Genomic DNA, 25386 nt, shown 5'->3' with positions numbered 1-25386 from the left:
CACTAAGGGGCTAAGCTTGTCTCAAATACAACTTATAGTCGTTAACTTAAAGGTTTAGTCAGAAGCTTTTTTAAGATTTCGACTTTCTGATTGAACGGTTTTGTACATCTTCGAAAGCTGCTTACTGTTAGCACGTTGCTCTGCCAATGAGGCACCATTTCTGGCTTGCTCTCGCAATAGCTTTTGATAGTTATTAAATCGTCTTTCAGACAACTCTCCACTCTCAATGGCTTTGCGTATTTTGCATCCAGGCTCTGATTCATGATGGCAATCAGAGAAACGACAGTGCATAGCTAACTCTTCGACATCAGAAAAGGTTTCGCTTACCCCTTCGGCGCAGTCTGCAAGTTGCAACTCTCGCATTCCTGGCGTATCAAGCAGTAAGCCGCCCGATGTCAGTAAATGCAGTGAGCGTGACGTCGTTGTGTGTCGACCTTTGCTGTCGTCTTCACGAATGCCACCCGTGGCCTGCTGAGTCTCCCCAAGCAGCGAGTTGACCAGCGTAGATTTCCCAACACCAGACGACCCCATCAAAGCCACCGTTTTGCCCGTTTTACACCAAGGCGACAATACTTGAGTAGAGTCTTGGTCTAGGCTATTAACGGCTTCGATCATCAGCATTGGGTCTAGGCTTTGTACTTGCTGTACTTTGTCTTGGTAGTCGTCACACAAGTCTTTCTTGGTGAGTACGATAACGGCTTCAACTTGCGCTTCATTAGCGAGAGCGAGATAACGCTCGATGCGGCTTAGGTTAAAGTCGTTATTTAACGAAACCACGATAAAAACCGTGTCGATATTGGCTGAAATATATTGTTCAGCTACGCGACTGCCAGCAGCTTTACGGCGGAAGAGCGATTGACGGTCTAGTAAGCGGTCGAATTGCAGATCAGAGTTCAAAATCACCCAGTCGCCAACGGTCATTGCCGGTTGGTTTTGGTGGATGGGTAGAACAATTTCACCTTGCTCTGACGCTAATGTATAGCCACTACGGTGATGTGCGACGATACGAGCAATGACGGAGTGGTCATAGTCTTCGAGTGTCAGTTGTTGTTGGAATACAGGTTGCCATCCAAGTTGTTGAAGTGACATTGGATGAGAAAATGCGTTTTGTGAATTCATGTCTATTTACCCAGACGTGCGAGCTTTCTTTTCTTATGAGAGCATTAACGTCTTGTAAGATCTCAGGTTGTTGATGAGATCGAAAAGCGTTAGTCATATCAAAAAGCGTCGAGACGTCAAAAATGTTTTGTGCTTGGGTCGAATTCAAATAGATAGGACCCCGGATTTAGTCATGCGTTGTTGGGCATGCAGGTATTGATCACTTATGATCAACAGTAAACCGGGTAAAAGTGTGCGGTCGTCAATGGATGACGATAAGTTGGTAGATCGGTGTTTAAGTTTGATTAACCAAACAAATTAACGCGTTACTTTTACTGCCAGTTTTAGTGTGTTCATTACAATCATCTTCTATTCTCCTTGGTTTATTGATGTGTTCAGGCTTTGAATAAAAAGCGCGCTCAGTTTAACAAAAAGCCACGATGGCGAGAAGTCATCGTGGCTTAATTTATTTCATTGATTATGAATCCGATTAGTGATGATCGTGATTCATCTTTTTCATGCCGCTCATTACTTTCTTAACCGGCGCGTCAAAGGTTTGCGTTTCACCGTTAGCGAAAGTCAGAGTCATTTCGATCTGCTCACCTTCTTTTAGACCATCTTTTAGGTCGAACAACATGATGTGTAGGCTACCTGGCTTTAGTACCGCTTCACCATTTGCAGGGATTGTGATTTGTTGAACTTGGCGCATCTTCATTACGTCGCCGTCAACGATAACATCATGAAGTTCTACCTTTCCTGCTGCTGGCGTTGTCGCAGAAACAATAGCGCGATCTCTATCGCTGTGGTTCATCAGAGTCGTGAATACCGCGCTGTTCACTGCTGAAGGCGGGGTTGCACGAGCGTACGCGTCATGAACCATAATATCGCTATTGGCGTGAGCAAGGGGAGTGAGCAATAAGCCGGCTAGAGCAAGTGCTTTTAACTTCATGTTGTTGTCCTTAATTTTTATGTTTTTGGTCTGGGACCTGACTTTTTTTGAACTTTATTGAGTAAGTTCTTTGTTTTTACGTTTTACTGCGTCAGCTTGTTGATAGCCTCAACAATTGGCGCTGGCGTTAACGTATGCGGCACTTTGGTAATCAAGGTACCGTCGGGCTTTAAAAAATAAAAATATGAGCTGTGGTCAAGGGTGTATTCCAACTCTGAACCTTCCAGCTTGGTCTTTCTGAAAATAACACCGTAGTTGTGTGCAAGCGTGGTTGTCACATCCAAAGGACCACTTAATCCTTCCATCATTGGGTGGAAGTATTGTGCGTATTCGTATGAGGCCTCTGCTGCATCACGCTCAGGGTCGAGAGAGACAAACATCGGGCGAATCTTGGCTTTTGCTTCATCAGAGACTTGGTTAAGTGCTCCGGCCAACATAGCCAAAGAAGTGGGGCACACATCTGGGCAGCGTGTGAAACCGAAGTAAACGATACGAATTCTGTCATCGGTTTGGTCAAAGATTTCCGTTGGTTGGTTGTCTTTGCCGAAAAGAGTCGTTGCGGAGAACTCTTGTTTTGCAGCGTGTTGTTCTTGAACTTCGTTTTGCCCATCAAGATAGCTTTTGACACCAAAGCCAAGTACAAAAGCGACAACCAATGCTAACGACCAATTTCTACTCATCTTGCCATCCTTATTGCAGGTTTTACGGTTTCAACACCATCGGTGAGCTCACCAAGCCAAGTCATGTGATCCATGGTACACACGGGTAAAATGACATCACCTTCATAGATGTTGTTACCAGTATTTTTTAATTGGAAACGTGCTGAGCCCATTTCCATCTCTAAACCGGTCAGCGATAGCATCAAGGTTTCAGAGGCCGCGCCTTCCCACACCACTTTGATTTTTGTTGGGACTAGAGGTTGAGCTGTTTCATGCTCAAGGGTCATAGCAACGCTGTCTTGCTCACACCATGTTGTTGAAAGCATGCAGTAGTCATCTAAGTTGACGTCAGGAGAGTGGCTCTCTACTACCGATTTAAATTGCTCGACTGCCTGTGGTCCATAAAAGCCAGCGACCAGCGCAATACCGAGCGCAGCAACCTTTAATGCTGGGTGCATGTCGTGTTCTCATTTGATTTTATAAGAACGGCGATGGTATCACACCACTCAATACGTGCTTGTATCAAAAAGCAATTTTGTGCGTATGGTAGAACTAAAAAAGCGAAGCCATTGGCTTCGCTTTTGTCTGTTTAATAGATATGTGAGCTTAGTATTTCTAAGTTCTATCCATTCTGAACATGTTCCAGAAATACGTTGAATGATTAGTCAGCGTTACGCTCTGCGAACTTCTCCAGGCCTAAAACCAATGCAATCGCAGCAAACATCATCACAATCGCCATGACCAACTGAGAAGGCTGAGAGGTTACCGCTTCAAAATCAAACGGTGATAGGTTTTCTTGAATCAGAGGAACTTGTTCACCTTTTGAGTTTGTGCGCCAGCTGATGGTCTCTTTCCAAGGCCAGATCTTAGGCAGCGTACCGATCATCAAACCGGTTAAGAATACCAATGTGAAGTCGCGGAATGAACGCAATAGCCAAGACAGTACATGTGAGAAAGTCAGCAGTCCGATCACACAGCCCGCAAGGAATAGCGCAAGTACATCGACTTGAAATGATTTAACGGCGCCAAGCACGGGGCCATACATGCCAATCAGGAGCAGAATAAAGCTGCCTGAAATACCGGGTAAAATCATCGCGCAGATAGCAATCGCACCCGCAATCAATACGTTGATGCTGGTTGGTTCCATTTGCAGCGGTTTAAGCACGGTAATGCTATAAGCGAAAGCAACGCCAAGCAGCAAAAACACGAAGCGAATCATATCGCGTTTCTCTACTTGCTTAAGAATATGGAAAACCGAGACCAAGATCAGGCCGAAGAAGAAAGACCACAGTGGAACAGGGTGGGTGACTAATAACCAAGAAATCAATTTTGCGAATGTCGCAATGCTCGTGAATACGCCCGCGAACAGTGAAATTAGGAAGAAACCATTGATGTGATTAAACGCGGCTTTGAAGCCTTCGCGTTTCCATAAGCCAAGTACGCTAGGGTTAATTCTGCGAATGCTTTCTAGCAGCGTATCGTAGATACCAGTGATGAATGCGATGGTTCCGCCCGACACGCCAGGAACAACGTCTGCTGCGCCCATAGCCATGCCTTTGAAAAAAGTACTTAAGTAGTTCATTGCTTCATAGAGTTGAGGATGATTTTGTGCAGTATACAAACTTTAGTGTAAAAAAAGTATGAATATGCTTTTGGGGAAGGGCTTTTATTACTCTATTAATTGTAAGGCAATAAGTTGAAGTGAATATTTGCCTAACATTTAGATAACAACCACTTAGTGATTTGTCATTAAGAGCAGCGATGAAACTGATCTCTTATCGATATTGCATCTTGGTTGCATTATGCAAATGCACTTTGCAATTCGCATGACAAATTCATGGTTTTTATGCGATGCAGGGCTTATAAAACGTCGAATAAAAGTTGGCACGCTAACTGCATTATATACATTGATCCTTCTTAAGCCGAGGGTCACCTAGCCAACTGACGTTGTTAGTGAACCTATGATTTGTTCACAAATATATAGAGCCAATCGCGATTATTGCGGTTGGCTATTTTTTTGCCTGTCGTTTGGTGATCGTCTTTTTACTTTTCCCATTCCTACATTTTTAGGTTCTAAACTTCAGATGAAAAAAAAGCCAGCCACCATCGGTGACTAGCTTATGTTTTCTCGAATCAATCTCGAATCAATCTCGAATCAATCTCGAATCAATCTCGAATCAATCTCGAATCCGTTTTAGTACCCCATCAACTGCAGCAAGTTTTCCGCTGTGCTGATTGCTTCTTTACGGTTAGCAATATTGAGTTTTTGGTAAAGGTTACGGATGTGAGTCTTGATCGTGGTACCCGCTACATCGAGTTCTTGAGCGATCTGCTCATTACTGAATCCTGAATAGATCAGACCAAGCACTTGCCATTCACGCTGAGTGAGTGGGCTAGTGCGCACCAGCTCAGGGATATTCGGGTGATTAACCAAGTTCTCAACAAAGTCTTCATCGAAATGCACCGAACGACTGCGTTGGGTCGTGGAGATATCCTTCATGATTTGTTGCGCGCGGTGACGTTCTAAATCACCTAAGCCAGGCTTGTTGCTCAACTTATCCAAGATATGCCCGATAGTCCCACCGTCGACTAAGAAGTTACCGACCATACCGGTTTGGTTAGTCATATGAAGCGCTTCTTCAAGCAGTACTCGTGCGCTGTCTTCATCGTTAATTTGTGTACGTAACACGGCTTCAACGATCAAGTTGCGGTTGGTGTCTGTAATCAGGTGCGAACGCTGGGCTTCACTCTTAAGGAAAGTTAGCGCTTCTTCTGCGTCTTCATACTGCTCAAGGATGATGTGAGCACGAACGATGTTTCGCCACTGAAGTTGGCAGAAGTGGTTACTTGCCGATTCAGGTCGAACCGCCACACTCAGCCAATCACGTATCGCCTCTTTATCGCCTTTTACTTGCCAGAACAGAATCAAAGAAAGAGAAGCATTTGCCGTCCAATCTACGTGGTAAGTCGATTGACGCAATAGGTGCTGAATCTGGTCGATAAATTTCGACGCTTTATCAATCTCACCACGGCTCAATGAAATACGAGCCAACATAGAATAGCTGTGCAGGTGTTTACTCGGAGAGTGGTGACCAAGGATATCTAAGCCTTTGTAGCAACACTCTTCCGCTTCATCTAGTCGGTTCCAACACCAGAAGATCTGAGCGCGAACACGCAGCAAGAATTCGTGCAGAGGTACGTATTGCAGCTGATGTTCTTCAATCAATTTGAATGCACTGTCTTGTAGCTCAAATGCAGCTTGAACATAACCTTGAGCAATCAAGATTTCGCTTTGTTGCAGAATCGCCCACAGGGCCTGATGGTAAACCTGATACTGACGTGCCAGTTTTTCTGTTTGTTGCATCATCGGTAGCGCACGGCTTAGGTTACCCATTACGTGATTCACTTCGCCTACAACCGAGGTTGCGACAATGCGGCTACGATAAACGGTGGTGTTCAACTGACTCAACGAAAGCTCAGCCAATTCCAATGCTTTCTCAGGCTCATTGCTGTTGATGGCAACTTGTGCGCGTAAGGCGTTGTATTGGCCTTGCTGCTGAGTATCGAGTTCAATGTTTCGAGCTTGATATTGAGTCTCAGCCTCTTCCAACAAAGTACCCACTTGGTCATAACGGTGCTGACTTTGTGCAAGCCAAGCACGCAACATCGAAAGCTTTGGCTCACTGTATAGTTGATCTTTGGTTAGCTGTTTGATCGCCATTTCTAATGACGAAAGCTCACCTTGGTTGAACATCGGCCAACCGTGCTCAGTCAGGATTTGAATGATCAGTTCTGGATCTTCAGCGCGCTGTGCGTGACGTAGTGCTTGGTGTGGTGTGTTTTGCTTGATCCACGCTTTTGCAGCACTTCGATGCAGTTCAGCTTCTTGCTGAGGAATTCGAGCTTGGCGCTCATGTGCGAGGAATTCACCAAACAAGTTATGGAAGCGATACCAGTTCTTTTCACCTTCAAGCGGGTAGATGAACAAACCAAAACGGTTGAGTGATTCGATCATACCTAACGCATCTTCACGCTGTGTAAGTGCACACACAAGCTCATCGTTGAAGTGATCAAGCACAGAACATTGCATCAAGAACTGTCGGGTTTCTTTGTCTAGCAGGTCGAATACTTCTTCAACCAAGTAGTCCCAAAGATGGGCGTGGTTAAAGTGAGAGAATGACTCTGCGGACTGTGCAAGAGTGCGTTTTTGGTGTTGTGCTTGTAGCGCGATAAGTTGTAGTGCAGAAGGCCAACCTTCTACATAACTACAAATGCTATCTGCCGTCGTGTCATCAATGCCGTCGGCTACGCGTTGGTTGAAAAAGCGTGTGGTTTCTTCGGTATCAAACGCCAACGAGTCATTACCTAATTCGATCATTAAGTCACGAACGCGCAGGTTTGCTGTACCAAGTGGTGGCGTACCACGACTGGTGACAACCAACGTTAGGTTATCGGGCATGTGTTTGAGGAAGAAGCGCATGGCTTCGTGGATGTCGTCATTGTTGACCAAGTGATAGTCATCCAACACCAGAAAACACTCGTGATGGAATTCCGACATCTCGGCAAATACTTCACTTAATAAAGAATGCAGCGATGAAAACTGTCGTTTTTCTGCCAGCTTTTGGGCATTCGGACAGGCATTTTGAGTCGCTTTATTAAGTGATTGAAGTAGGTAGTTGATAAAGCGGAAGGCATCGTTGTCGCTATCATCAATGCTGTACCAACCCACATTGGGTTTATCTACCAACCATTGTGCAGCCATGGTGGTTTTGCCGTAGCCCGCTGGAGAGCGGAACAACACAAGCTTATAGCAATCTGCATTGTGAAGCAGATCGAGAACCCTAGGTCGTAGGATTGCATTATGTAAGCGGCCGGGACGAGTCAGTTTCGAAGGGATCCACATATCGAAGTTTTACACCTATTCCGTGGCTATGTTCTGGAATATCCCAATCTATCGTTGAGTGCACTCCAATGACATGAGCCTAATTACTTAAGTCTTTACTCATATTACGTGAAGCCAAACGTTACCGACTACGATCCTCCTCAGAAACCTTGCACTCCTGCATGTTTTTGGGTGTCTACGCCCTTTATTTGAGACTTTGCTCACGTTGCGGGTTGGTTTGTGAATGTGACTTCGTTCATCCCTACACGGGAATCTATGCAAAAGATGAGAGTTGGAAATTATTTTCGTGATCTGAATATCAGATTTGACAATGACTTTAATCTGGTTAAATAAAAGTCACATCAATTGAAGTTAAGTTATCGAACGGGAGCTTGTGATCTTAGTCACTCCAAGTTTTTGTTCTCAGTCAGAACATGAGAGTCAGATCACTAACCCTAAGTCGGTACGCCCCCTACGCCCTCCCATCTACTCCTAGTCAGTTGCATTAGCGGGAGGATGTTTAGTTTATGGTGACCATGCACGATATGTCACAGATGAATTAGAACTATTAAAAGCGAGATTTCTGAAATGAAACCAACTCAGCAAAAAACTTTCGATAAAGTGTCATTCCAAGAGAGTGTTAAGAAACATTTATCTGCAACCTACGCAACAACCGTTGAAACAGCAGACAGCCGTTCATGGTATCTAGCAATGGGTCGTGCTCTTGCAGAGCTAACGACTTTTGACCTGCTAGAAACTGAAAATGATGAAAAAATTAAGAACGCTAAGAGCGTTAACTACCTATCACTAGAGTTTTTGATTGGTCGTCTAACAGGTAACAACCTGATCAGCATGGGTCTTTACGAACAGATCACTCATGCAATGGAAGAGCTAGGTCAAAACCTAACTGACCTTCTAGAAGAAGAACGCGACCCATCACTAGGTAATGGTGGTCTTGGTCGTCTAGCTGCTTGTTTCATGGATTCTTGTGCCGCTCAAGAATACCCAACAGTAGGCTACGGTCTTCACTACGAGTACGGTCTATTCAAACAATCTTTCCAAGACGGTCGTCAACAAGAAGCACCTGACGCATGGCGTGGTGTTGAAGGTTACCCATGGGAAGTAGCTCGTCCAGAACTAGCACAACACATTGGTTTTTACGGTCATGTAGACGTTGAATTCGTTGACGGTAAAGAAGTTCGTACTTGGGTTCCAGGTATGGAAGTAAAAGCAATGCCTTGGGATCTACCTATCGTAGGTTACGAGTCAAACACGGTTTACCCGCTGCGTCTTTGGGAATGTCAGGCAATCGCACCATTCTCGCTAGCAAGCTTTAACAACGGTGATTACTTCGAAGCGCAACACTCGCTAATCGATGCAGGTAACATCACTAAAGTTCTTTACCCGAACGACAACCACGAGAAAGGTAAGACTCTGCGTCTAATGCAGCAGTACTTCCATTCAGCAGCATCGGTTCGCGATATTCTACGTCGCCACGAAGCAGCAGGTTTCTCTCTAGAAGATCTGCCTAAGCAAGAAACGATTCAGCTGAACGATACACACCCAACGATCGCGATTCCTGAGCTAATGCGCATCCTGATTGACGAGAAAGGTCTATCTTGGGATCAAGCATGGGAAATCAGTGCTCACACGTTCGCTTACACGAACCACACACTACTTCCAGAAGCGCTAGAGACTTGGTCTGAATCTTTAATCAATCGTCTTCTTCCACGTCACATGGAAATCATCTTTGAAATCAACCACCGCTTCATGCAAGAAGTTCGCAAGATGTGGCCTGGTGATGGTGAGAAGCAAGCGAAGCTTTCTATCATCCAAGAAGGTTTCCACCGTATGGTTCGCATGGCAAACCTATGTGTGATTGGTTCTTACAAAGTAAACGGTGTAGCTGCGCTTCACTCTCAACTGGTTAAGAAAGACTTGTTCCCTGAATTCAACGAAATCTTCCCAGGTAAACTGACTAACGTAACGAACGGCATCACGCCACGTCGTTGGTTGAAGTTCTGTAACCCAGGTCTATCTGCGCTAATCACGGGTAAGATCGGCACTGAATGGCCAGCAAAACTTGAGCAGCTAGAAGGCATCGCTAAGTTTGCAACAGACGCGAAATTCCAAAAAGAATTCATGGCTGTTAAGAAAGAAAACAAACAGCGCCTAGCTGATTGGGTTCAAGAGAACATGGGTATCGAGCTAGATACTAACGCTATCTTTGACGTTCAAATCAAACGTCTTCACGAATACAAGCGTCAGCACCTAGATTTGCTACACATTCTATCTCTGTACCACCGTATTCTTAACGAACCTGGTTTCGAGTGTGAGCCACGCGTATGTTTCTTCGCAGCGAAAGCAGCACCGGGTTACCACCTAGCGAAAGAGATCATCTTCGCGGTTAACAAGATTGCAGAGAAGATCAACAACGACCCTCGCATCGGTAACAAACTGAAAGTGGTATTCATTCCTGACTACCGTGTAAGCATGGCTGAAATCATCATCCCTGCAGCAGACGTTTCTCAGCAAATCTCACTAGCGGGTAAAGAAGCATCTGGTACGGGCAACATGAAGATGGCTCTAAACGGCGCGCTAACTATCGGTACGATGGATGGTGCAAACGTTGAGATTCGTGAAGAAGTGGGTGATGAAAACATCTACATCTTCGGCCTAGACGTTGATGGTGTTCAAGCTCTGAAAGCTCAAGGCTACAACCCATACGACTACTACAATGCAGACCCACTACTGAAAGCATCTCTAGACCTACTGACTGGCGATGAGTTCACTCCAGGTCAACCAGGCCTTCTACGTGCAACGTTTGATAGCCTGCTAGACGGTGGTGACCCTTACCTATGTCTTGCTGACTTCGCATCTTACGTGAAAGCGCACGAAGACATGGGCACGCAATACAAAGACCAAGCAGGTTGGGCTAAGAAAGCAATTCTTAACACAGCATTGGTTGGTAAGTTCACATCAGACCGCTCTATCCGCGACTACGTGAACAACATCTGGAAACTTGAAGCGGTTAACCGTTAATACTTCCAAAGTAGCCAAGGCAGTTTCTGCCTTGGCTCAATTAGCTTGTGAGCAAACGAAAGGCTTAAAGGTTTCGTTTATAAACAAGCTGCTTACAAACCGATTGTCACAAGCTAATTGATTAGTAAAAATTAAATTAACAACCCTACAAAATAGAAAGCGTCAGAACGTTTTCGGAGAGAGCGATGAAAGAACAGACCGTATTAAAACAAGTCGCAGAAATGGCAAACATTGCCGACAGTTACGTTAGTGCGTGGGGCGATGAAGCACAAGTATCAGACGAGACGATCACGTCTCTATTGGCTTCGTTGGGCTACGATACAAGCAGCGATGATGCACTGCTTAAGTCAGCAGAAAGAAAACACAAAAAAGATGTACTAGACCCAGTTCTTGTCTTGCGTGACGGTGAGCCAGTAGAAGTGGCGCTTAATCTAGGTGTAAGTGCTCGTGAAAGTGAGTTCAGCTGGCGCTTAGAAACCGAGCAAGGAGAGGTACTTGAAGGCTATCTTCAATCTCAAGTCATTCGTGACGAGCGTGCCGAGGGTGGCCCTTTAGTGTTTGCATTGCCAAGTGATTTGGCATGGGGTTATCACAAGCTCATTGTGAGCCGTAAGCGCCGTAAGAAGCCTTACGAGATGACACTGATTATTACGCCAAAAGCGTGTTTCAAGCAGTCACCAATCGAGCAAGGCAAAAAGCTTTGGGGACCCAGTGTTCAACTTTATACCCTAAGAACTCAGCATAACTGGGGTATTGGTGATTTCGGAGACCTAAAACAGCTTGTTGCGGATATCGCTTCTCGTGGTGGTGACTTCGTTGGTCTAAACCCAATTCACTCATTGTTCCCTGCGAACCCTGAAGGTGCGAGCCCATATAGCCCATCTTCTCGTCGCTGGTTGAACATCTTATACATTGATGTGAGTTCAGTTCCTGAATTTGCACTAAGTGCAGAAGCACAACAAACAGTCGGCAGCGCAGAGTTCCAACAGCGTCTACAAAAAGCGCGTGAAGCACACTGGGTAAACTACACCGAAGTGTCTGAGCTTAAGATGAGCATCTTGCCTCTGCTATTCGCAGAATTTAAGACTCGTCATCTAGACAAAAACAGCGACCGTGCACAAGCGTTCTTAGCCTTCGTAGAAGAGGGTGGCGATAGCCTGATGCATCAAGCGGCGTTTGATGCTCTACATGGTGAACTGCATGCAGAAGATTCTGGCATGTGGGGATGGCCGGTATTCCCTGAGAAGTACCGTACATTCGACAGCCCAGCGACACAGAAATACATCAAAGAGAACTTAGAAAACGTTCATCTGTACATGTACCTGCAATGGCTAGCAGATTGCCAGATCAACGATGCACAGTCTCTTGCAGAAGAGAAGGGCATGGCTGTTGGCCTGTACCGTGACTTAGCGGTAGGTGTTGCAGATTCAGGCAGCGAGACTTGGGCTGACGAAGGCAACCTAGTGATGGATGCGAGCATTGGTGCTCCACCTGATATTCTTGGTCCTTTGGGTCAGAACTGGGGTCTACCTCCGTTAAACCCAGAAGTGCTTCAAGAAACAAGCTACGACGCTTACATCAAGCTACTTCGTGCGAACATGAAGCACTGTGGTGCACTGCGTATCGACCACGTTTTAGGTCTACTGCGCTTGTGGTGGATTCCAAAGGGTGAGAACGCAACTAAGGGCGCGTACATCTACTACCCAGTACAAGATATGCTGTCTATTCTGGCGCTTGAATCTCACCGTTACCAATGTAGCGTTATCGGTGAAGATTTAGGAACGGTACCGGATGAGATTGTCGACATCCTTGCAGATGCTGGCGTGCACTCTTACAAAGTGTTCTTCTTCGAAACATCAGAAGATGACGGTGGTTTCATCTCACCAAAACACTACGCATCACAATCGATGGCGGCACTGTGTACTCACGATATGCCAACGCTTCGTGGCTTCTGGCACTGTGATGACCTGAAAATGGGCCAAGAGATTGGCTTATACCCAGATGCAGAACAATTAGAAACCTTGTTCGATGACCGCCTAGAGTGCAAGCAAGGTATCTTAGATTCAGTAGCATGGCATGGTTTCCTACCAGAAGGTGTGGGCCGCGATGCGAGCCAAGTACCGATGGACTCTTACCTTGCTGAGGCACTTCAACTGCACGTAGCGGCTGGTGGTTCAACACTACTGAGCGTTCAGCTAGAAGATTGGCTAGAGATGGACAAGCCAGTAAACATTCCTGGCACGGTTGATGAATACCCTAACTGGCGTCGTAAACTATCAATGAACTTGGACGAAATATTTGCTCACGAAGGCGTTAATCGTATCGCTTCTAAGCTGACTGACGTTCGAGAAAAAGCCGGTAAGTAATGACGTGAGTGACTTGAAATTAGGTGGTTTTTTGCTTACGCCGTACGAAACTACAACCTCGGTCACTCAATAATGAATGCTCATCTGGTAGAATAAACCGTCGTTATATTGCCCGCACTAATAGCGGGCATTTTTGTATTATGTTTTTTGGATGTTTGGTTAGGGAGAAACGTTTTGGAACTAAGTTCGATTTCAAAGCAAAAACAAATATATACCCAACTATCACAGGCTTGTTTCACAGACCCATTCGCGTTTTTAGGGCCATACCTACCTTCTGAGCAAGGTGCATTACGTGTGTGGATTCCTGGGGCAGATAAAGTCGAGTTGATTGTTGGAAAGGAACCTCGTATTGAGTTAGCGCGAGAGGGTGAAAGTGGTTTCATTCTTAAGCAAGAGAGAGACTTACGTTTTACTCACTATAAGCTTGCGGTTGATTGGGCTGGCGTAGAACAGATCATCGATGATCCTTACCAGTACCACGATCTGTACGCGAGTTATGAAGATCTTCATACACCGAAAGATATGTATCATCACATGGGGGCTCAGTTTATTACGCTAGAGCGTGATGGACAGACGATTTCAGGTACGCGTTTCTTGGTGTACGCACCGCATGCAACTGCGGTAAGCTTGGTGGGTAACTTCAACGCTTGGGATGGTCGCCGCCACCCAATGCAACGCCTAGATTACGGTATGTGGGGCTTATTCATTCCTGAACTGGAAGAAGGCGCTCAATACAAGTTTGAATTAAAAGGACCAAATGGCGAAGGCTTACCACACAAATCTGACCCATGGGGTTTCTACTCTGAGCAATACCCATCGTTCTCATCTGTAACTTACGATCACGCTCGTTACCAGTGGCAAGATACTCAATGGCAAAATCGCCCGGTAACGCAAAAGCGCAAAGAAGCGCTTTCGTTCTATGAATTGCATGCAGGTTCTTGGAAGCGTAACGCTGAAGGTGAATTCTTAAATTATCGCGAGCTTGCGGCAGAGCTGATCCCATATCTAACGGATCTTGGCTACACGCACGTTGAACTAATGCCAGTTTCAGAACATCCATTCTACGGTTCTTGGGGCTATCAGCCTGTAGGTCTATTTGCACCGACTAGCCGTTTTGGCTCTCCAGATGATTTCAAATACTTCGTCGATCAATGTCACCAAGCGGGTCTTGGCGTTGTTCTGGACTGGGTTCCTGCTCACTTCCCAAGTGATGATCACGGCCTAGCAAACTTCGATGGTACGCCATTATTCCATGATCCAGATCCACGTCGTGGTTGGCATCAAGATTGGAACTCGTACATTTACGATTTAGGCAAAGAGCATGTTCGTCGTTTCTTAGTTTCTAATGCACTGTACTGGTTCGAGCAATTCCACATTGATGGCATCCGTGTTGATGCGGTTGCTTCGATGTTGTACCTCGACTATTCGCGTAGCCATGACCAATGGATCCCGAATGCGGATGGCGGCAACGAAAACTACGACGCTATCGCAACCCTTAAGTGGATGAACGAAGAAGTGTATAAACACTTTCCGAATGCGATGACGATTGCTGAAGAATCAACGGCTTTCCCTGGTGTTTCAGCACCGACTTTTATGGGCGGCTTAGGCTTTGGCTTTAAGTGGAACATGGGTTGGATGCACGACAGCTTGTCTTACATTCAAGAAGACCCAATCAACCGTAAATATCACCACGATACGATTACCTTCCCACTGGTTTACGCACACAGTGAGAATTATGTATTGTCTCTGTCTCACGATGAGGTGGTTTACGGTAAAGGTTCTATCCACAACAAGATGCCTGGTGATGAATGGCAGCAAACGGCAAACCTACGTGCTTATATGGGTTACATGTATGCGCAACCAGGTAAGAAGCTGAACTTCATGGGTGCAGAATTTGGTCAGACGGCTGAATGGAACCATGACGACCAGCTGCAATGGTTTTTGCTGGATTACGAGCGTCATCAAGGTGTTCAGCGTTTAACGAAAGACCTGAACAATCTGTACCGCTCTGAAGCTGCAATGCACGATCTTGATTTTGATCCGAAAGGCTTTGAATGGCGTCTACAGGACTCTGCTGAAGCGAGCATTCTTGCGCACGAGCGCATCAGTGAATCTGGTGAGCGAGTATTGATAGTGTCTAACTTTACGCCAGTGCCTCACGAGCATTTCCGCTTAGGTGTTCCTGCAAAAGGTGAATACGCATTGTTGTTGAATACAGACTCTGTCGACTATGCAGGCAGCGGTTTTGAAGTGAAGCAGACTGCTGAGATTGAATCTGTAGAGAGCGAAGGGCTAGACACATCGATTGAGCTGCGTTTGCCGCCGTTATCGACCGTTTTTTACAAGCTAAATTAGGTCTATAAGTTGAGCAGGTCATCGCTGCTCACTTTTCTGAAAGTCTAAAAAAGGGAACCCTAGGGTTCCCTTTTTCTATTTCAGTAAGCTGGTTAGCGTTACTTGAAGTTGGTGAGATAGAACATTGAGCGTCCGACTACCATTTCAAGGATTCGAACTGAGTCGTTGCCTAAACTGTCCAACATCTTTTCACGAAATTCGCCGTTCGAGCTGAGGTTAAATTGCTCAGGGTTCTTTATTTGCGAAGCATGGAAAAACATCAATTTAATCACGTATCGAAACTGCTCATTATCTAGAGCGGCTTGCCAAGATTGGATAAAAAGCGCTTCCGATGAAAAGTCTAGACCGTCTATAACGATCGATAGCATGTGTTCGTGAAGTACTGAACGAATAGCGCGGGTCGACGGATAATAGCCCTGAAGCGTCGTTAAACTAATGCCAATCTCTTGAGCAATCCTTGCATAAGTTAGTGCTTCATGTCCTTCAGCCAGAAAAAGGTTTAGTACGATCTCATCGTAGTTTTTTTGATTTTCTAGTTTTTGTACTTGAGTAATTCGAGCCATTACAAATCTCTACTGATTGTAACATTCTGTAAACGAGTATATTAAGAGCCTATGAATTAAATCTCAAACTCCAAGGGTAAATAACTGGTCAATTTATCGTTAAATATAGTCAGTATTGTGTCATTGGTTCAATTATCAATTAGATTTTGGCATAAACAAAAACACCGCCCTATTGAGCGGTGTGTTATTTAAAGTCTTTGTTTATCAATGCTAATTCAGATGACTAGAACGGATACCAAAATAACTGCGGCTCTAGAATGCGTTTCGCAATGGCTAACACCACGATAAAAGCGATGACACCTAAACAAACAAAGTCGATACGTTTCAAAGGTGCATAGCTATACCAAGTGCGAGCTTTGTGTCGGCCAAAACCTCGTAACGTCATTGCGTTAGAGATCTCGTCTGCTCGGTCCAAGCTAGAGAAAATGAGCGGGCCTAGAACCTTAGCCACATTTTTGATTCGAGTAATTAGAGGCGCTTTCTTTGAGAGCTCTACACCACGAGCCTGTTGAGCATGCATGATATTGATGAAGTCTTTCTTAACTTCTGGCAAGTAACGCAGTGTTAAGCTGACCGCATAGGCGATCTTGTAAGGAACACCGATACGGTTGAGGCTAGCTGCAAACTCAGTCGGATGCGTTGTGAAGACAAAAATCAACGCTATCGGGAACATGCTCATGTATTTGAGCGTCACAGTAACCAAGTAAAACAGAGTCTCTTGGCTCAACGAGTAGTTACCCGGCAATGTCAGCAATAAGGTTTTGCTGCCGATGAGCTCAGTACCTTGCTGTGGAGCCAGCAGATACATGAACAAAGCATTTAGGCTCAATACACTTGCCGTACCCAATAACAGAGGCTTATATACGCGTACAGGCACATTGGTCAGCTTTAGCAGGTATAAACCAGTCACAATAAGCAGTGCAATCAATCTTAGGTCGAACGTAGTTAAGACCACGGTTACCCAAGCTAAGAAGAGCGCAAATTTGGTGATGCCGTTAAGTGCATGAAGCGGTGATTTTGTATCAATGTAATTGATGCCGAATTTTACTTTTGATACGTTCATTGAGCGCTTCTCTCGTAGTCGATGAAGTACTGCATGAATGCGTTGGTGTCGTCGATTTTCATCATAGTCGCGAGTTCATAAATGCTGGTGGTACAAAGATTTGCGCGTTCTAACAGCGATGGCTGACTGAATACTTCCGTCATCGCGGCATTGGCAATCAGCTTGCTGTCAGCAATGACAATTGAGCGTGTGGTGTACTCTAGAACAAGGTGCATGTCGTGTGAAATGATCACGACGGTGATACCTAACTCGCGGTTAAGCTTTTGGATAAACGCCAGCATTGAGGTGTAGTTGCGGTAATCTTGACCCGCTGTTGGTTCATCCAAGATCAGAAGCTCTGGCTCCAATACTAAGATCGAAGCGATCGTTACGCGTTTTTTCTGACCGTAGCTTAGCGCTTCGATTGGCCAGTGGCGGAACTTGCTCAAGCCACACAGCTCAAGAACGTTTTCCACCTTCTCTTTGATTTCCTGCTCTGCAACCCCACGATTACGCAGACCGAATGCAACTTCATCAAAAATCATATGATGAGAGATCATATGATTTGGGTTCTGCATCACGACACCGACTTTCTGGCTTCTTTCAAAGATAGAAAGCTCAGATAGGTCTTCACCATTTAGATAGGAAGAGCCTGAATCGGCATCGATCACACCCATGATGAGTTTAGTGATGGTAGATTTGCCTGAACCGTTTTTGCCTAAGATTGAAACGAACTCACCCTTACCAATCTTAAAGCTGACATCTTCGAGAGCGTTCTTTTCACCATCGTAAGAGTAAGTCAGGCCGTGGACCTCAAGCAAAGGTTGGTACTGCTTCTCGGCAACTGGAGTCGGGCGCTCTGCAAACCAAGCCTGAACCGCAGGGCGGAATCTTTTGTAATCGAGAGCTTTGAGGTTTGATAGCTTATCTTCACTGGTCAAAGGTGCTTTCGCTGCCTTCAGAGCAGATAAATAAAGTGGTTCACGAATACCGTGTGTTTCAAGCAGTTCAGAAGCTAAGATTTCATCGGGTGTCATGTCCGCGACAATTTCACCGCGCTCCATCAAGATCACTCGATCGATATCGCGATGTAGTACATCTTCAAGGCGATGCTCGATGATGACTATAGTCTTGTTGGTTTCTTTATGAAGTTGGTCGATGATTTCGATAGTCGCTTTACCCGTTTTCGGGTCAAGGCTAGCCAAAGGTTCATCAAACAACAGGATGTCAACGTCATCAACTAAGATGCCCGCTAATGACACGCGTTGTTTCTGGCCGCCGGATAAATCATGTGGCGAGCGATCAAGCATATCTGCTAAGTCGACCATTTTTGCTGTCGACTTAACCAGAGGGTACATATCAATGTTCGACACTAACTGATTTTCCAGTGCGAATGCGATGTCTTCGCCAATACTCAAACCGACAAATTGGCTATCAGTATCTTGTAATACTGTGCCAACCTGCTCGGTATAGTCGTGCATAGAAAAATCAGAAATGTTCTTACCGTTGATCTCTAGAGAGCCAGTCACCTCACCTTTGATAGCATGAGGAATCAGACCGTTAAGGCATTGACCTAGGGTAGATTTACCACTACCACTTGGTCCAATAATGACGATTTTCTCTCCTTTCTCTATCCTTAGATTGATATTTTTTAGCGTCGGTTTATCCAGCGACTCATATCTAAAAGAGAAGTTCGAAAATGCTATAGTCATTATCGCTTATGCCTCAGTCAGGTTGCGGCTTTGTTTGTTGCGTTTAGCGACTGATTTTAGGATCAGTAAGCCCACAACAGCGATCAGAACGGTGTTACCCGCTGCGATGATAGACAGCTGAGTGAAGACTTTAGTAAACGGTTCTGCATAAAGGATGGTATCTAGGAATGCAGAGCAGCCGTAACCAACCACATTACCGGCAAGGGCAAGTACCACAAACAGCGCGAAGTCCTTCATAGGCAGTTCACCTTGTTGAAGGCGGTTCTTAGTCATCATTGGGAATAAGCCGATAACCATACCTACGATACCTGAGCCTAAAACCCAAGTTAACCACACGCCCCAGCCTGCGAATAGATCCGTAACCCAGTGACCGATAAAGCCAACTAAGAAGCCAACAATTGGGCCGAACAAAACAGAAAACAGTGCTAGAACTGCCATCGCTGGTTTCAATGTCGTGTTCGCAAACACTGGGACACCAAACATAGGTAAACCACCAATGCCGTACAGTGCCGCGCCAATGGCAATAACGACCACTGTTTTAGCTGAAAAGTTCATAGATAACCTCGAATACTGAAAGATAAAGCTTAATAAAGAACGAATATTCGCCATTATTAATATGCGTCTCAATGAGAACGTTTTTTGGGCAAATATAAAAAATAAGGCGCGCATTATACAGTAGAACCCTTCCATAAGGGAAGGTAAGTGTCTAGATGTCTAAAATTCCATCTGAACACCTAAATATCGTGTAAAAAGCGCAATTTTACGGTTAATCAAGCAACAAAAAAGCCAGAGCGGGTCTGGCTTTTTCATTCGTCTTAACAATGTGTTAAGCGGGTTCGTCACATATCTACGCCCGTTTAGTGGTCTAGGTATAGATAGTTTTGCCAACTCTTCATGCGAATAAGGACCTTACGCATGATAGACACGTGAGTGAAGCTGTCAGAATAAACGGCAACTTCAACCGCGGTACCCATAGGTAAATGGTAGTCAGACAGATCATCAGTGATGCTCAATTTAACAAACACACGACCACTGGTACGCAACGCATCAGTACCTAGAAGCGCGCCTCTAGCTTGGAATTGGCTCTCACCAATAGCTGGAATCACTTCATCAATACGTCCTTTGAATATCTTCCCTGGCAATGCTCTAAACAAGAACTCAGCTTCGTAACCCGGTTGCAGGCGTTGTAAGGAGTTTTGTCTGAACGCAGCGGTATAGAATTGTTCTTCTGTGTGAACAAACGTCATTACCGGAGCTAAAGGAAGCGGCACTGCCATAACGCCTGGGCGCAATGCTAGCTGCGTAACGTATCCGTCAGTGGGAGCTCGAACCACGGTTTGCTCTAAATCAAACTGAGCTTTACGCAATTCAGCCAGTAAGCTTAAAACGGCTGTATTCTCGCCACCAATTTCAGAGTCTAAGGCGATTTTTGCCTGTTCTAGATTAGCATCTGCCACTTTCACGGCGGCTTCTGATGCCTTGTAAGCTTGTCTGCGAGTATCTAATTGTTGCTCAGTGAAGGCTCCGCTGTCATAACCGCGCTTGTAACGAGAGAATTCACGTTGGGCTTTATCTCTCTCTGCGATGGCTTTGATTTTTGCAGCCTCAGCTTCAGCCACTTCAGATTCCATTCCAAGCGCACCTTGGCTTGCTTCCTTTACTTTAGCTTCTAATCTTGCAACTTCAGCTTCGAATGGAACTGGGTCGATTTTGAAAAGAATATCCCCTTCCTTCAGAGGTTTGTTTGCCTCTACTGGCACTTTGATAACTTTACCCCTAACGCCTGAAACGACTGGCGTTGTTGAGTAAACTTGATTACCAATTTGCGTGAAAGGGTGGTTGTAGTTCATCAGTAGGATCAAAGTACCTATGATGACGACACCACCAAGAACGGCGGTAGGCACGGTCCATTTATTGAGCGGGATATTAAATACTTTGAAGATGGTGATACAAAGTGCCGCGTAGGTCATTATCAGCAGTAAATCCATTACTTAGCCTCCTGATCTTGAACGTTGTTGGTCTCTTTCTCTGAACTGTTTTGCCCAGCACCAGCTTGCTTGAGCTGGGCGATTTCTTCCTGAAGGGTACTCACTTGATCGATGAGAATATCGACGCGATGATGAATATCGTGTTGTTCTTCTTCTAATTTAGCGAAGCCCCAACCACGATCTTTGCGCCATAATGTTGCCCAAATCCAAAGAAATGGCCAAATAGTATGTAAAGTGAATAGGCTAACCCAGCCTGAGACGTGAATAGCATCTTGATGAGGGTGATTGCGTTCTTTCGCAATTTCATAGGGAATATCGTGAATAACGATGATGCCGTAAAAGATTACTAATGCTACGAAAATAAGTAAGCCGAGCGCAAAGTAGTCTAAAAACATAACAGATCCTTGTAATGTTAGATATTAGTTATAAATATACTACGCTATCATCCAAGTAATTGTTATAAAAATGATTTACCGAGTTGAAAATAATGTGTTGTCGCTTCTAATGCGAATAAAAGCATTGATGAATCTTATAAAATTTCATCGCGTTTGAAGAGGCTATTTCGGCTTTCTGGTTGGTATTTCAGCTGAAATGATGACAGCTACGATTCTAAATGACGTGCATAACCACAAGGGATAAATACGGATGTATATAGGTGAATTGGCGGCCATTGGCGCTGCAATTGTGTGGGCATGTGCGACATGGATCTATGGGCAATTTGGACATCGCTTCTCTGCGATGCAATTGAACATTGTTAAGGGTGTAGTAGCCTCTGGCATGATGCTGTTGGTCATGCCGTTAATACCGATGCCTGAATTTGAATTGAGTACCAACCATTTTCTGATATTGGCAATTTCAGGTGTGATTGGTATTGCGATTGGAGACAGCGCCTATTTTGCGGCGTTGAAAAGAATCGGTGCCGATAAGACGCTGTTACTGGAATCTTTAGCACCACCTCTTTCTGGTGTGCTGGCACTCATGTTCCTTGGCGCTGTATTGACAGTACAAAGTTGGCTCGGTGTCGTGATTACAACACTAGCGGTGACCTTCGTTGTCTTCCAGCCATCAAAATCGGTGAGCGGTAAATCGAATGACCAAGAGCAGTGGGGTGGCATTGGTTATGGGCTTGTGGCGAGTGTCTGTCAGGCATCTGGTGTGGTTATCTCTCACTACGCGCTAGTGGCGGGTGATATTCCACCATTGTTAGGTGCGCTGATTCGCCTGACGATTGGCGTGTTTGCTGTGATGCTGATTATCCCTTTTGTTGAAAAGAAGCCGTATTCATCGATAAAAAGAGACCTATGGGAAATGACTAGGTTCGATAAACTGTGGTTATTAGGGGCAATCTTTGTCGGAACGTTTCTCGCTTTATGGCTTCAACAAGTGGCGTTGAAAAATGCTAACCCTGCGATTGCACAAACGTTGATAGCGACCAGCCCGGTCTTTATTCTGGTGATCTATGCGCTGAAAGGGGAGAAAGTGTCAAAACAAAGTATCATCGGGACGCTTGCCGCCCTTGCTGGTATTTCTCTGTTCTTTTTTCAATAAGCTGTTGGCCTTAGCTACAGAGTGACATGCCATTACTCTGTACACACTTGATTACGGCCGTTGGCTTTAGCTCGGTATAGCGCTTTATCGGCACGGTAGAAGGTACGTTGAGTATTCTCTCCGTCACGATGTAAAGTGATACCGATACTCACGGTCAAACCGCGCTCCCCAAGTATCTCATGCCAACCGAATTGGAAGATGCGCTCTCGATAATTTTCAGAGTGCATTTCTGCTTTAGGGAGATCAGTGTTCTCTAGAATGACGAGGAACTCTTCTCCACCAAACCTGACACACGATGCGCCTCTAAACTTAAAGTATGAACGCAGCTCTTGAGACACACTAACAATCGCTTTATCACCCACTAAGTGACTCAGTTCATCATTGATAGACTTGAAGTGGTCAATATCAATAACCATCAGGGCGAAAGAGGTATCGTGCAGCAGCATGTCTTTCAATTTCACATCTAACCAGCGACGGTTGTGTAACCCTGTCAATGGATCGGTGAATACGTCTTGTTGAAGCTGAGCCACCGCATTCTTGTGTTGTTCAGTCGTCTCTTTCAACTCTTTGTTCTCTTGTTCAGAGAGAATGAGTTTGAGTTGTAATTCAAAACGGGACAGGCGGCGTAGCTGGCTTGCACCGAGTTCACTGATCGGGATCTGCTTCATCAGATCGGTTTCAATTCGGTAGCCTTTTTTCTCATAGCTTAGCGCTTCTTGAAAACGCCCTTGATTCATACACACATCACTCAGCGAATCGTAGAATCGTTTTGCAAGTACTGGCGACGAGTAGGCTTTCACGCGTTTGTCTGTGCTCGACAAAATCATGCTCGCGTAGTCTTGCTTGCCGGTTGCACTTAGGCAATGTGCGAGCTCTAGACGAGTCATGGTTGCAAGCCAGCTTGCTTGAGTGCTGTTGGCTGGGTATTGAACCTTAGACAGACAGCGTAGCGCTTCATGGTGTTTTTTCTTAGCGCGCAGCACCTTTGCTTGGTAAAGCAGTATTTGAGCTGTGAGCAACTTGTCACTGACCAAAATACTCAGTTCTTCGCACTCATTCAGTAAATCGCTGGCTGCTGTAATGCGATTGAGTAGAAGTAGGCTTGCTACCATATGCAGCTTGAATTTGAGGCGAAGTGAGCGACTGCTTATCGCATGGTCTATGCTGCTGATTTTTTGGTAGTAACGAAGTGCTCTGTTGTGATCGCCATAGGAATCACACAGGTTGCCCATGCCTAAAATAGCTAATACATACTCATCGATATGACCGTGTTCAACCGCGATAGTCGATGAACTGACGAATTCATTGAGTGCTGAGGTGTAATCACCAGTTTCAACTAAGCGGTCACTTAAACTGGTTTTGACTGTCAGAATATCTTCGATATCGGCAGGAAGGTGGAGCAGATCGAGTGCTCGTCTCAACTCTTCGATACTGGTTTGATTTTGTTGTAACTCGGCACGGTATTCAGAGCTAATGATATAGCAGTGCGCTTGCTCTGTTTGCGTTGTCGAAACGTGCTGACGAATGTGGTTCCAGAAGATGATCGCTTCTTCACCTGATACTGATGAAGGGTCTAAACCGGCGTCTGTGATCTTGCTTAATAGAGTTTCCATTATTCTATTACCTCAGCATCGTCTTCTTCTAATTGTTCAAGCGTGAACGGGAACGTCAAAATATCATTGAGGCTGACGGTCGGTTTCGAACCCTTTAGTCCTTTTCTATGCCATGGATAGATATCAAGCATGGTGCTGAGAGTTTGGAAGGTTTGCTCTGCGGCTTCGCCTTTTTCGGAAAGCATAAGGGCCACACGTTCAGAACTTAGCCTTGCGATGAAGTCATTCTGGTTACATAAAGCATGAGCAATCTCGGTACAGACATCTAAGTAATCAGTATCGACATGATGGAACATAATGATGCTGTGGTTTGAACGTTTAAGCTCTGTCTTGAACAGCACCAACTTTTCCCACCAAAAGGTTTCAGAGACAACGTAAGAGAGGTGCTTTTCAGGATCGTACTCGTGCTGACCGCGAATACGATTAATCAGTTTTCGTGCTCTCTGTTCAAGTTGGCGTTTTGAACTGCGTGCTTTGTCCAAACCGACACGTGTCGTTTGCTCTTTGAGCATGCCGATAGAATATTGACGGTACTTTTTAAAGGCGACGAGCGCGGCTTGGAAGTCTTGGTTTTCTTCCGCCACCAAGGATTGTTGGTAACAGATTTGGCTCAGCAACTCGCCATTATCGAACTCGTTTGCGGATTGTTCTGCGAGCCTCAGTAATTCCGCCGCTTGTTCTGGTCTTTTTCTCAGGAGCTCCAATCTAGCTCGGCTGATGTATGAGTGCGCCTTCATCCAAACTAGGTTGTGTTTAACTGCCAGATTGTGCGCTTTGGCCGTGGCGCGCTCCGCGTCATCTAAGCGTTCAAGACCAAGTAGGGCAAGGCCTCGAAAGTCCCATACCTCTGCATGCCAAGTGTTATCTTTATGGTCTTTTAATGCTTCTTCTGCACCGTCCAATACCGACAGCATTTCAACATAGTTGTTGAGCAGGTAGTAATCCCACGCAAGCAGTATTCTGGCTTTACCCTCTAACCAACCAATGCGGCTGTTGTTAGCAACTTTAACGGCAAGCTGGTGGGTAGAACGTGCAAGTTTATATTCGTGGGTCATCCGCCAAATATTGCCAAGGCCAATGAGGCATTCAATTTGAATTTCGACTTCATCAACCAACGCGGACTGCTCTAAAGCATTGATCCAGAACTGTTGGGCGGAATAGTACTTGGCTTGTCCCCAGAACTGGAGCGCGTGTAAATGGAGGATTTCGGGCAGAAAAAGATCGGTATCTAATCGGCTTTGGCGCTTGTAGGCTTCCTTGATGTATTTTAAACCTTTTTGGTAATCCATCAGGTTCCAGCTACATCTTGCCATTAACATTAATGACTGGATGGCACCCTCTTCAAACAGAACTTGCTCTGATCGGACTAGGCACTGTTGGGCAATCTCTAGGATCACCGATGGCTCAGAGTCGACTCGAGTTTTGAGTTTTTCTAATTCTGTTTCAAGAAGGTACTGATTTTTGTCCAAGACTTACATCCATGATTATCGAACATATTGATAACACAATCATTATAAGAGTGTAATTTGAGATAAGCACCAATTATCTTTCGTAGAGCGTCAAAGGAAC

General features: G+C 45.2%; 18 protein-coding genes. 4 read left to right on the top strand and 14 right to left on the bottom strand.

Annotated elements, in window-relative coordinates; translation table 11 throughout:
- Positions 1–54: 54 nt before the first annotated feature.
- The 6 genes from rsgA to malT form a co-directional block, all read right to left on the bottom strand.
- The gene (rsgA, locus tag LMH68_RS15615; RefSeq protein ID WP_052879180.1) at positions 55–1119 is read right to left on the bottom strand and encodes a ribosome small subunit-dependent GTPase A; all 1065 of its coding nucleotides are present in this window, start codon (positions 1117–1119) and stop codon (positions 55–57) included.
- A gap of 469 nt (positions 1120–1588) precedes the next feature.
- The gene (locus tag LMH68_RS15610; RefSeq protein WP_229648268.1) at positions 1589–2047 is read right to left on the bottom strand and encodes a copper chaperone PCu(A)C; all 459 of its coding nucleotides are present in this window, start codon (positions 2045–2047) and stop codon (positions 1589–1591) included.
- Between the two features lie 83 nt (positions 2048–2130).
- Entirely contained in the window at positions 2131–2727 is a 597-nt protein-coding gene (locus tag LMH68_RS15605; protein ID WP_004732104.1) for an SCO family protein, read from the bottom strand.
- The gene (locus LMH68_RS15600) at positions 2724–3164 is read right to left on the bottom strand and encodes a hypothetical protein (protein ID WP_017064235.1); all 441 of its coding nucleotides are present in this window, start codon (positions 3162–3164) and stop codon (positions 2724–2726) included. The genes LMH68_RS15605 and LMH68_RS15600 overlap by 4 nt, the downstream gene beginning before the upstream one ends.
- A 203-nt stretch (positions 3165–3367) precedes the next feature.
- Positions 3368–4288, bottom strand: a complete 921-nt coding sequence (locus LMH68_RS15595) for a DUF368 domain-containing protein (protein WP_017064236.1) — start codon at positions 4286–4288, stop codon at positions 3368–3370.
- A 612-nt stretch (positions 4289–4900) separates the two neighbouring features.
- Positions 4901–7609, bottom strand: a complete 2709-nt coding sequence (gene malT / locus LMH68_RS15590) for an HTH-type transcriptional regulator MalT (RefSeq protein WP_229648267.1) — start codon at positions 7607–7609, stop codon at positions 4901–4903.
- A 567-nt stretch (positions 7610–8176) separates the two neighbouring features.
- Between malT and LMH68_RS15585 the strand changes: the two genes are divergently transcribed.
- From LMH68_RS15585 to glgB, 3 genes are all read left to right on the top strand, one after another.
- Complete coding sequence (locus LMH68_RS15585) at positions 8177–10630, top strand: glycogen/starch/alpha-glucan phosphorylase (RefSeq protein WP_102332726.1); 2454 nt, start codon at positions 8177–8179, stop codon at positions 10628–10630.
- Between the two features lie 185 nt (positions 10631–10815).
- Positions 10816–12996 (top strand): 4-alpha-glucanotransferase, encoded by a 2181-nt coding sequence (gene malQ / locus LMH68_RS15580; RefSeq protein ID WP_017067441.1) that lies wholly within the window; start codon positions 10816–10818, stop codon positions 12994–12996.
- Positions 12997–13170: 174 nt separating this feature from the next.
- Positions 13171–15351 carry a 1,4-alpha-glucan branching protein GlgB gene (gene glgB / locus LMH68_RS15575; RefSeq protein WP_065583790.1) on the top strand — a complete coding sequence of 727 codons (2181 nt, stop codon included), beginning with the start codon at positions 13171–13173 and terminating at the stop codon, positions 15349–15351.
- 98 nt (positions 15352–15449) lie between these two features.
- On the opposite strand, the gene LMH68_RS15570 is transcribed toward glgB, so the two are convergent.
- The 6 genes from LMH68_RS15570 to LMH68_RS15545 form a co-directional block, all read right to left on the bottom strand.
- A complete protein-coding gene (locus LMH68_RS15570; protein WP_065583791.1) occupies positions 15450–15914 on the bottom strand; it encodes a hypothetical protein in 465 nt (154 codons plus the stop codon).
- Positions 15915–16137: 223 nt separating this feature from the next.
- The gene (locus LMH68_RS15565; protein WP_017064241.1) at positions 16138–16977 is read right to left on the bottom strand and encodes an energy-coupling factor transporter transmembrane component T family protein; all 840 of its coding nucleotides are present in this window, start codon (positions 16975–16977) and stop codon (positions 16138–16140) included.
- Positions 16974–18668 carry an ABC transporter ATP-binding protein gene (locus LMH68_RS15560; protein ID WP_017064242.1) on the bottom strand — a complete coding sequence of 565 codons (1695 nt, stop codon included), beginning with the start codon at positions 18666–18668 and terminating at the stop codon, positions 16974–16976. The genes LMH68_RS15565 and LMH68_RS15560 overlap by 4 nt, the downstream gene beginning before the upstream one ends.
- A gap of 6 nt (positions 18669–18674) precedes the next feature.
- Positions 18675–19223, bottom strand: a complete 549-nt coding sequence (locus tag LMH68_RS15555) for an ECF-type riboflavin transporter substrate-binding protein (protein WP_065583792.1) — start codon at positions 19221–19223, stop codon at positions 18675–18677.
- Between the two features lie 302 nt (positions 19224–19525).
- Positions 19526–20656, bottom strand: a complete 1131-nt coding sequence (locus LMH68_RS15550) for an HlyD family secretion protein (protein WP_229648266.1) — start codon at positions 20654–20656, stop codon at positions 19526–19528.
- On the bottom strand, positions 20656–21051 hold the full coding sequence (locus LMH68_RS15545; protein ID WP_229648265.1) for a DUF3302 domain-containing protein: 396 nt from the start codon (positions 21049–21051) through the stop codon (positions 20656–20658). The genes LMH68_RS15550 and LMH68_RS15545 overlap by 1 nt, the downstream gene beginning before the upstream one ends.
- Positions 21052–21301: 250 nt before the next feature.
- Between LMH68_RS15545 and LMH68_RS15540 the strand changes: the two genes are divergently transcribed.
- The gene (locus LMH68_RS15540) at positions 21302–22204 is read left to right on the top strand and encodes a DMT family transporter (protein ID WP_229648264.1); all 903 of its coding nucleotides are present in this window, start codon (positions 21302–21304) and stop codon (positions 22202–22204) included.
- Between the two features lie 32 nt (positions 22205–22236).
- Here the strand turns inward: LMH68_RS15540 and LMH68_RS15535 are convergent, their stop codons facing one another.
- Entirely contained in the window at positions 22237–23817 is a 1581-nt protein-coding gene (locus tag LMH68_RS15535; protein ID WP_017072413.1) for a GGDEF domain-containing protein, read from the bottom strand.
- Complete coding sequence (locus LMH68_RS15530; protein WP_065583795.1) at positions 23817–25286, bottom strand: hypothetical protein; 1470 nt, start codon at positions 25284–25286, stop codon at positions 23817–23819. Before LMH68_RS15530 ends, LMH68_RS15535 begins: the two co-directional genes overlap by 1 nt.
- Between the last annotated feature and the right edge of the window lie 100 nt (positions 25287–25386).

This window comes from Vibrio sp. F13 (assembly GCF_020806305.2).
In the GTDB taxonomy this organism is placed as follows: Bacteria; Pseudomonadota; Gammaproteobacteria; order Enterobacterales; family Vibrionaceae; genus Vibrio; species Vibrio crassostreae_C.
Note: the sequence above shows the minus strand (reverse complement) of the source record. Positions and strands in the feature narration are given on the sequence as shown.

Excerpts from the sequence above, each read along its gene's own strand:
- rsgA (WP_052879180.1), bottom strand. The coding sequence starts at position 1,119 with ATGAATTCACAAAACGCATTTTCTCATCCAATGTCACTTCAACAACTT.
- LMH68_RS15610 (WP_229648268.1), bottom strand. The coding sequence starts at position 2,047 with ATGAAGTTAAAAGCACTTGCTCTAGCCGGCTTATTGCTCACTCCCCTT.
- LMH68_RS15605 (WP_004732104.1), bottom strand. The coding sequence starts at position 2,727 with ATGAGTAGAAATTGGTCGTTAGCATTGGTTGTCGCTTTTGTACTTGGC.
- LMH68_RS15600 (WP_017064235.1), bottom strand. The coding sequence starts at position 3,164 with ATGCACCCAGCATTAAAGGTTGCTGCGCTCGGTATTGCGCTGGTCGCT.
- LMH68_RS15595 (WP_017064236.1), bottom strand. The coding sequence starts at position 4,288 with ATGAACTACTTAAGTACTTTTTTCAAAGGCATGGCTATGGGCGCAGCA.
- malT (WP_229648267.1), bottom strand. The coding sequence starts at position 7,609 with ATGTGGATCCCTTCGAAACTGACTCGTCCCGGCCGCTTACATAATGCA.
- LMH68_RS15585 (WP_102332726.1), top strand. The coding sequence starts at position 8,177 with ATGAAACCAACTCAGCAAAAAACTTTCGATAAAGTGTCATTCCAAGAG.
- malQ (WP_017067441.1), top strand. The coding sequence starts at position 10,816 with ATGAAAGAACAGACCGTATTAAAACAAGTCGCAGAAATGGCAAACATT.
- LMH68_RS15570 (WP_065583791.1), bottom strand. The coding sequence starts at position 15,914 with ATGGCTCGAATTACTCAAGTACAAAAACTAGAAAATCAAAAAAACTAC.
- LMH68_RS15565 (WP_017064241.1), bottom strand. The coding sequence starts at position 16,977 with ATGAACGTATCAAAAGTAAAATTCGGCATCAATTACATTGATACAAAA.
- LMH68_RS15560 (WP_017064242.1), bottom strand. The coding sequence starts at position 18,668 with ATGACTATAGCATTTTCGAACTTCTCTTTTAGATATGAGTCGCTGGAT.
- LMH68_RS15555 (WP_065583792.1), bottom strand. The coding sequence starts at position 19,223 with ATGAACTTTTCAGCTAAAACAGTGGTCGTTATTGCCATTGGCGCGGCA.
- LMH68_RS15550 (WP_229648266.1), bottom strand. The coding sequence starts at position 20,656 with ATGGATTTACTGCTGATAATGACCTACGCGGCACTTTGTATCACCATC.
- LMH68_RS15545 (WP_229648265.1), bottom strand. The coding sequence starts at position 21,051 with ATGTTTTTAGACTACTTTGCGCTCGGCTTACTTATTTTCGTAGCATTA.
- LMH68_RS15540 (WP_229648264.1), top strand. The coding sequence starts at position 21,302 with ATGTATATAGGTGAATTGGCGGCCATTGGCGCTGCAATTGTGTGGGCA.
- LMH68_RS15535 (WP_017072413.1), bottom strand. The coding sequence starts at position 23,817 with ATGGAAACTCTATTAAGCAAGATCACAGACGCCGGTTTAGACCCTTCA.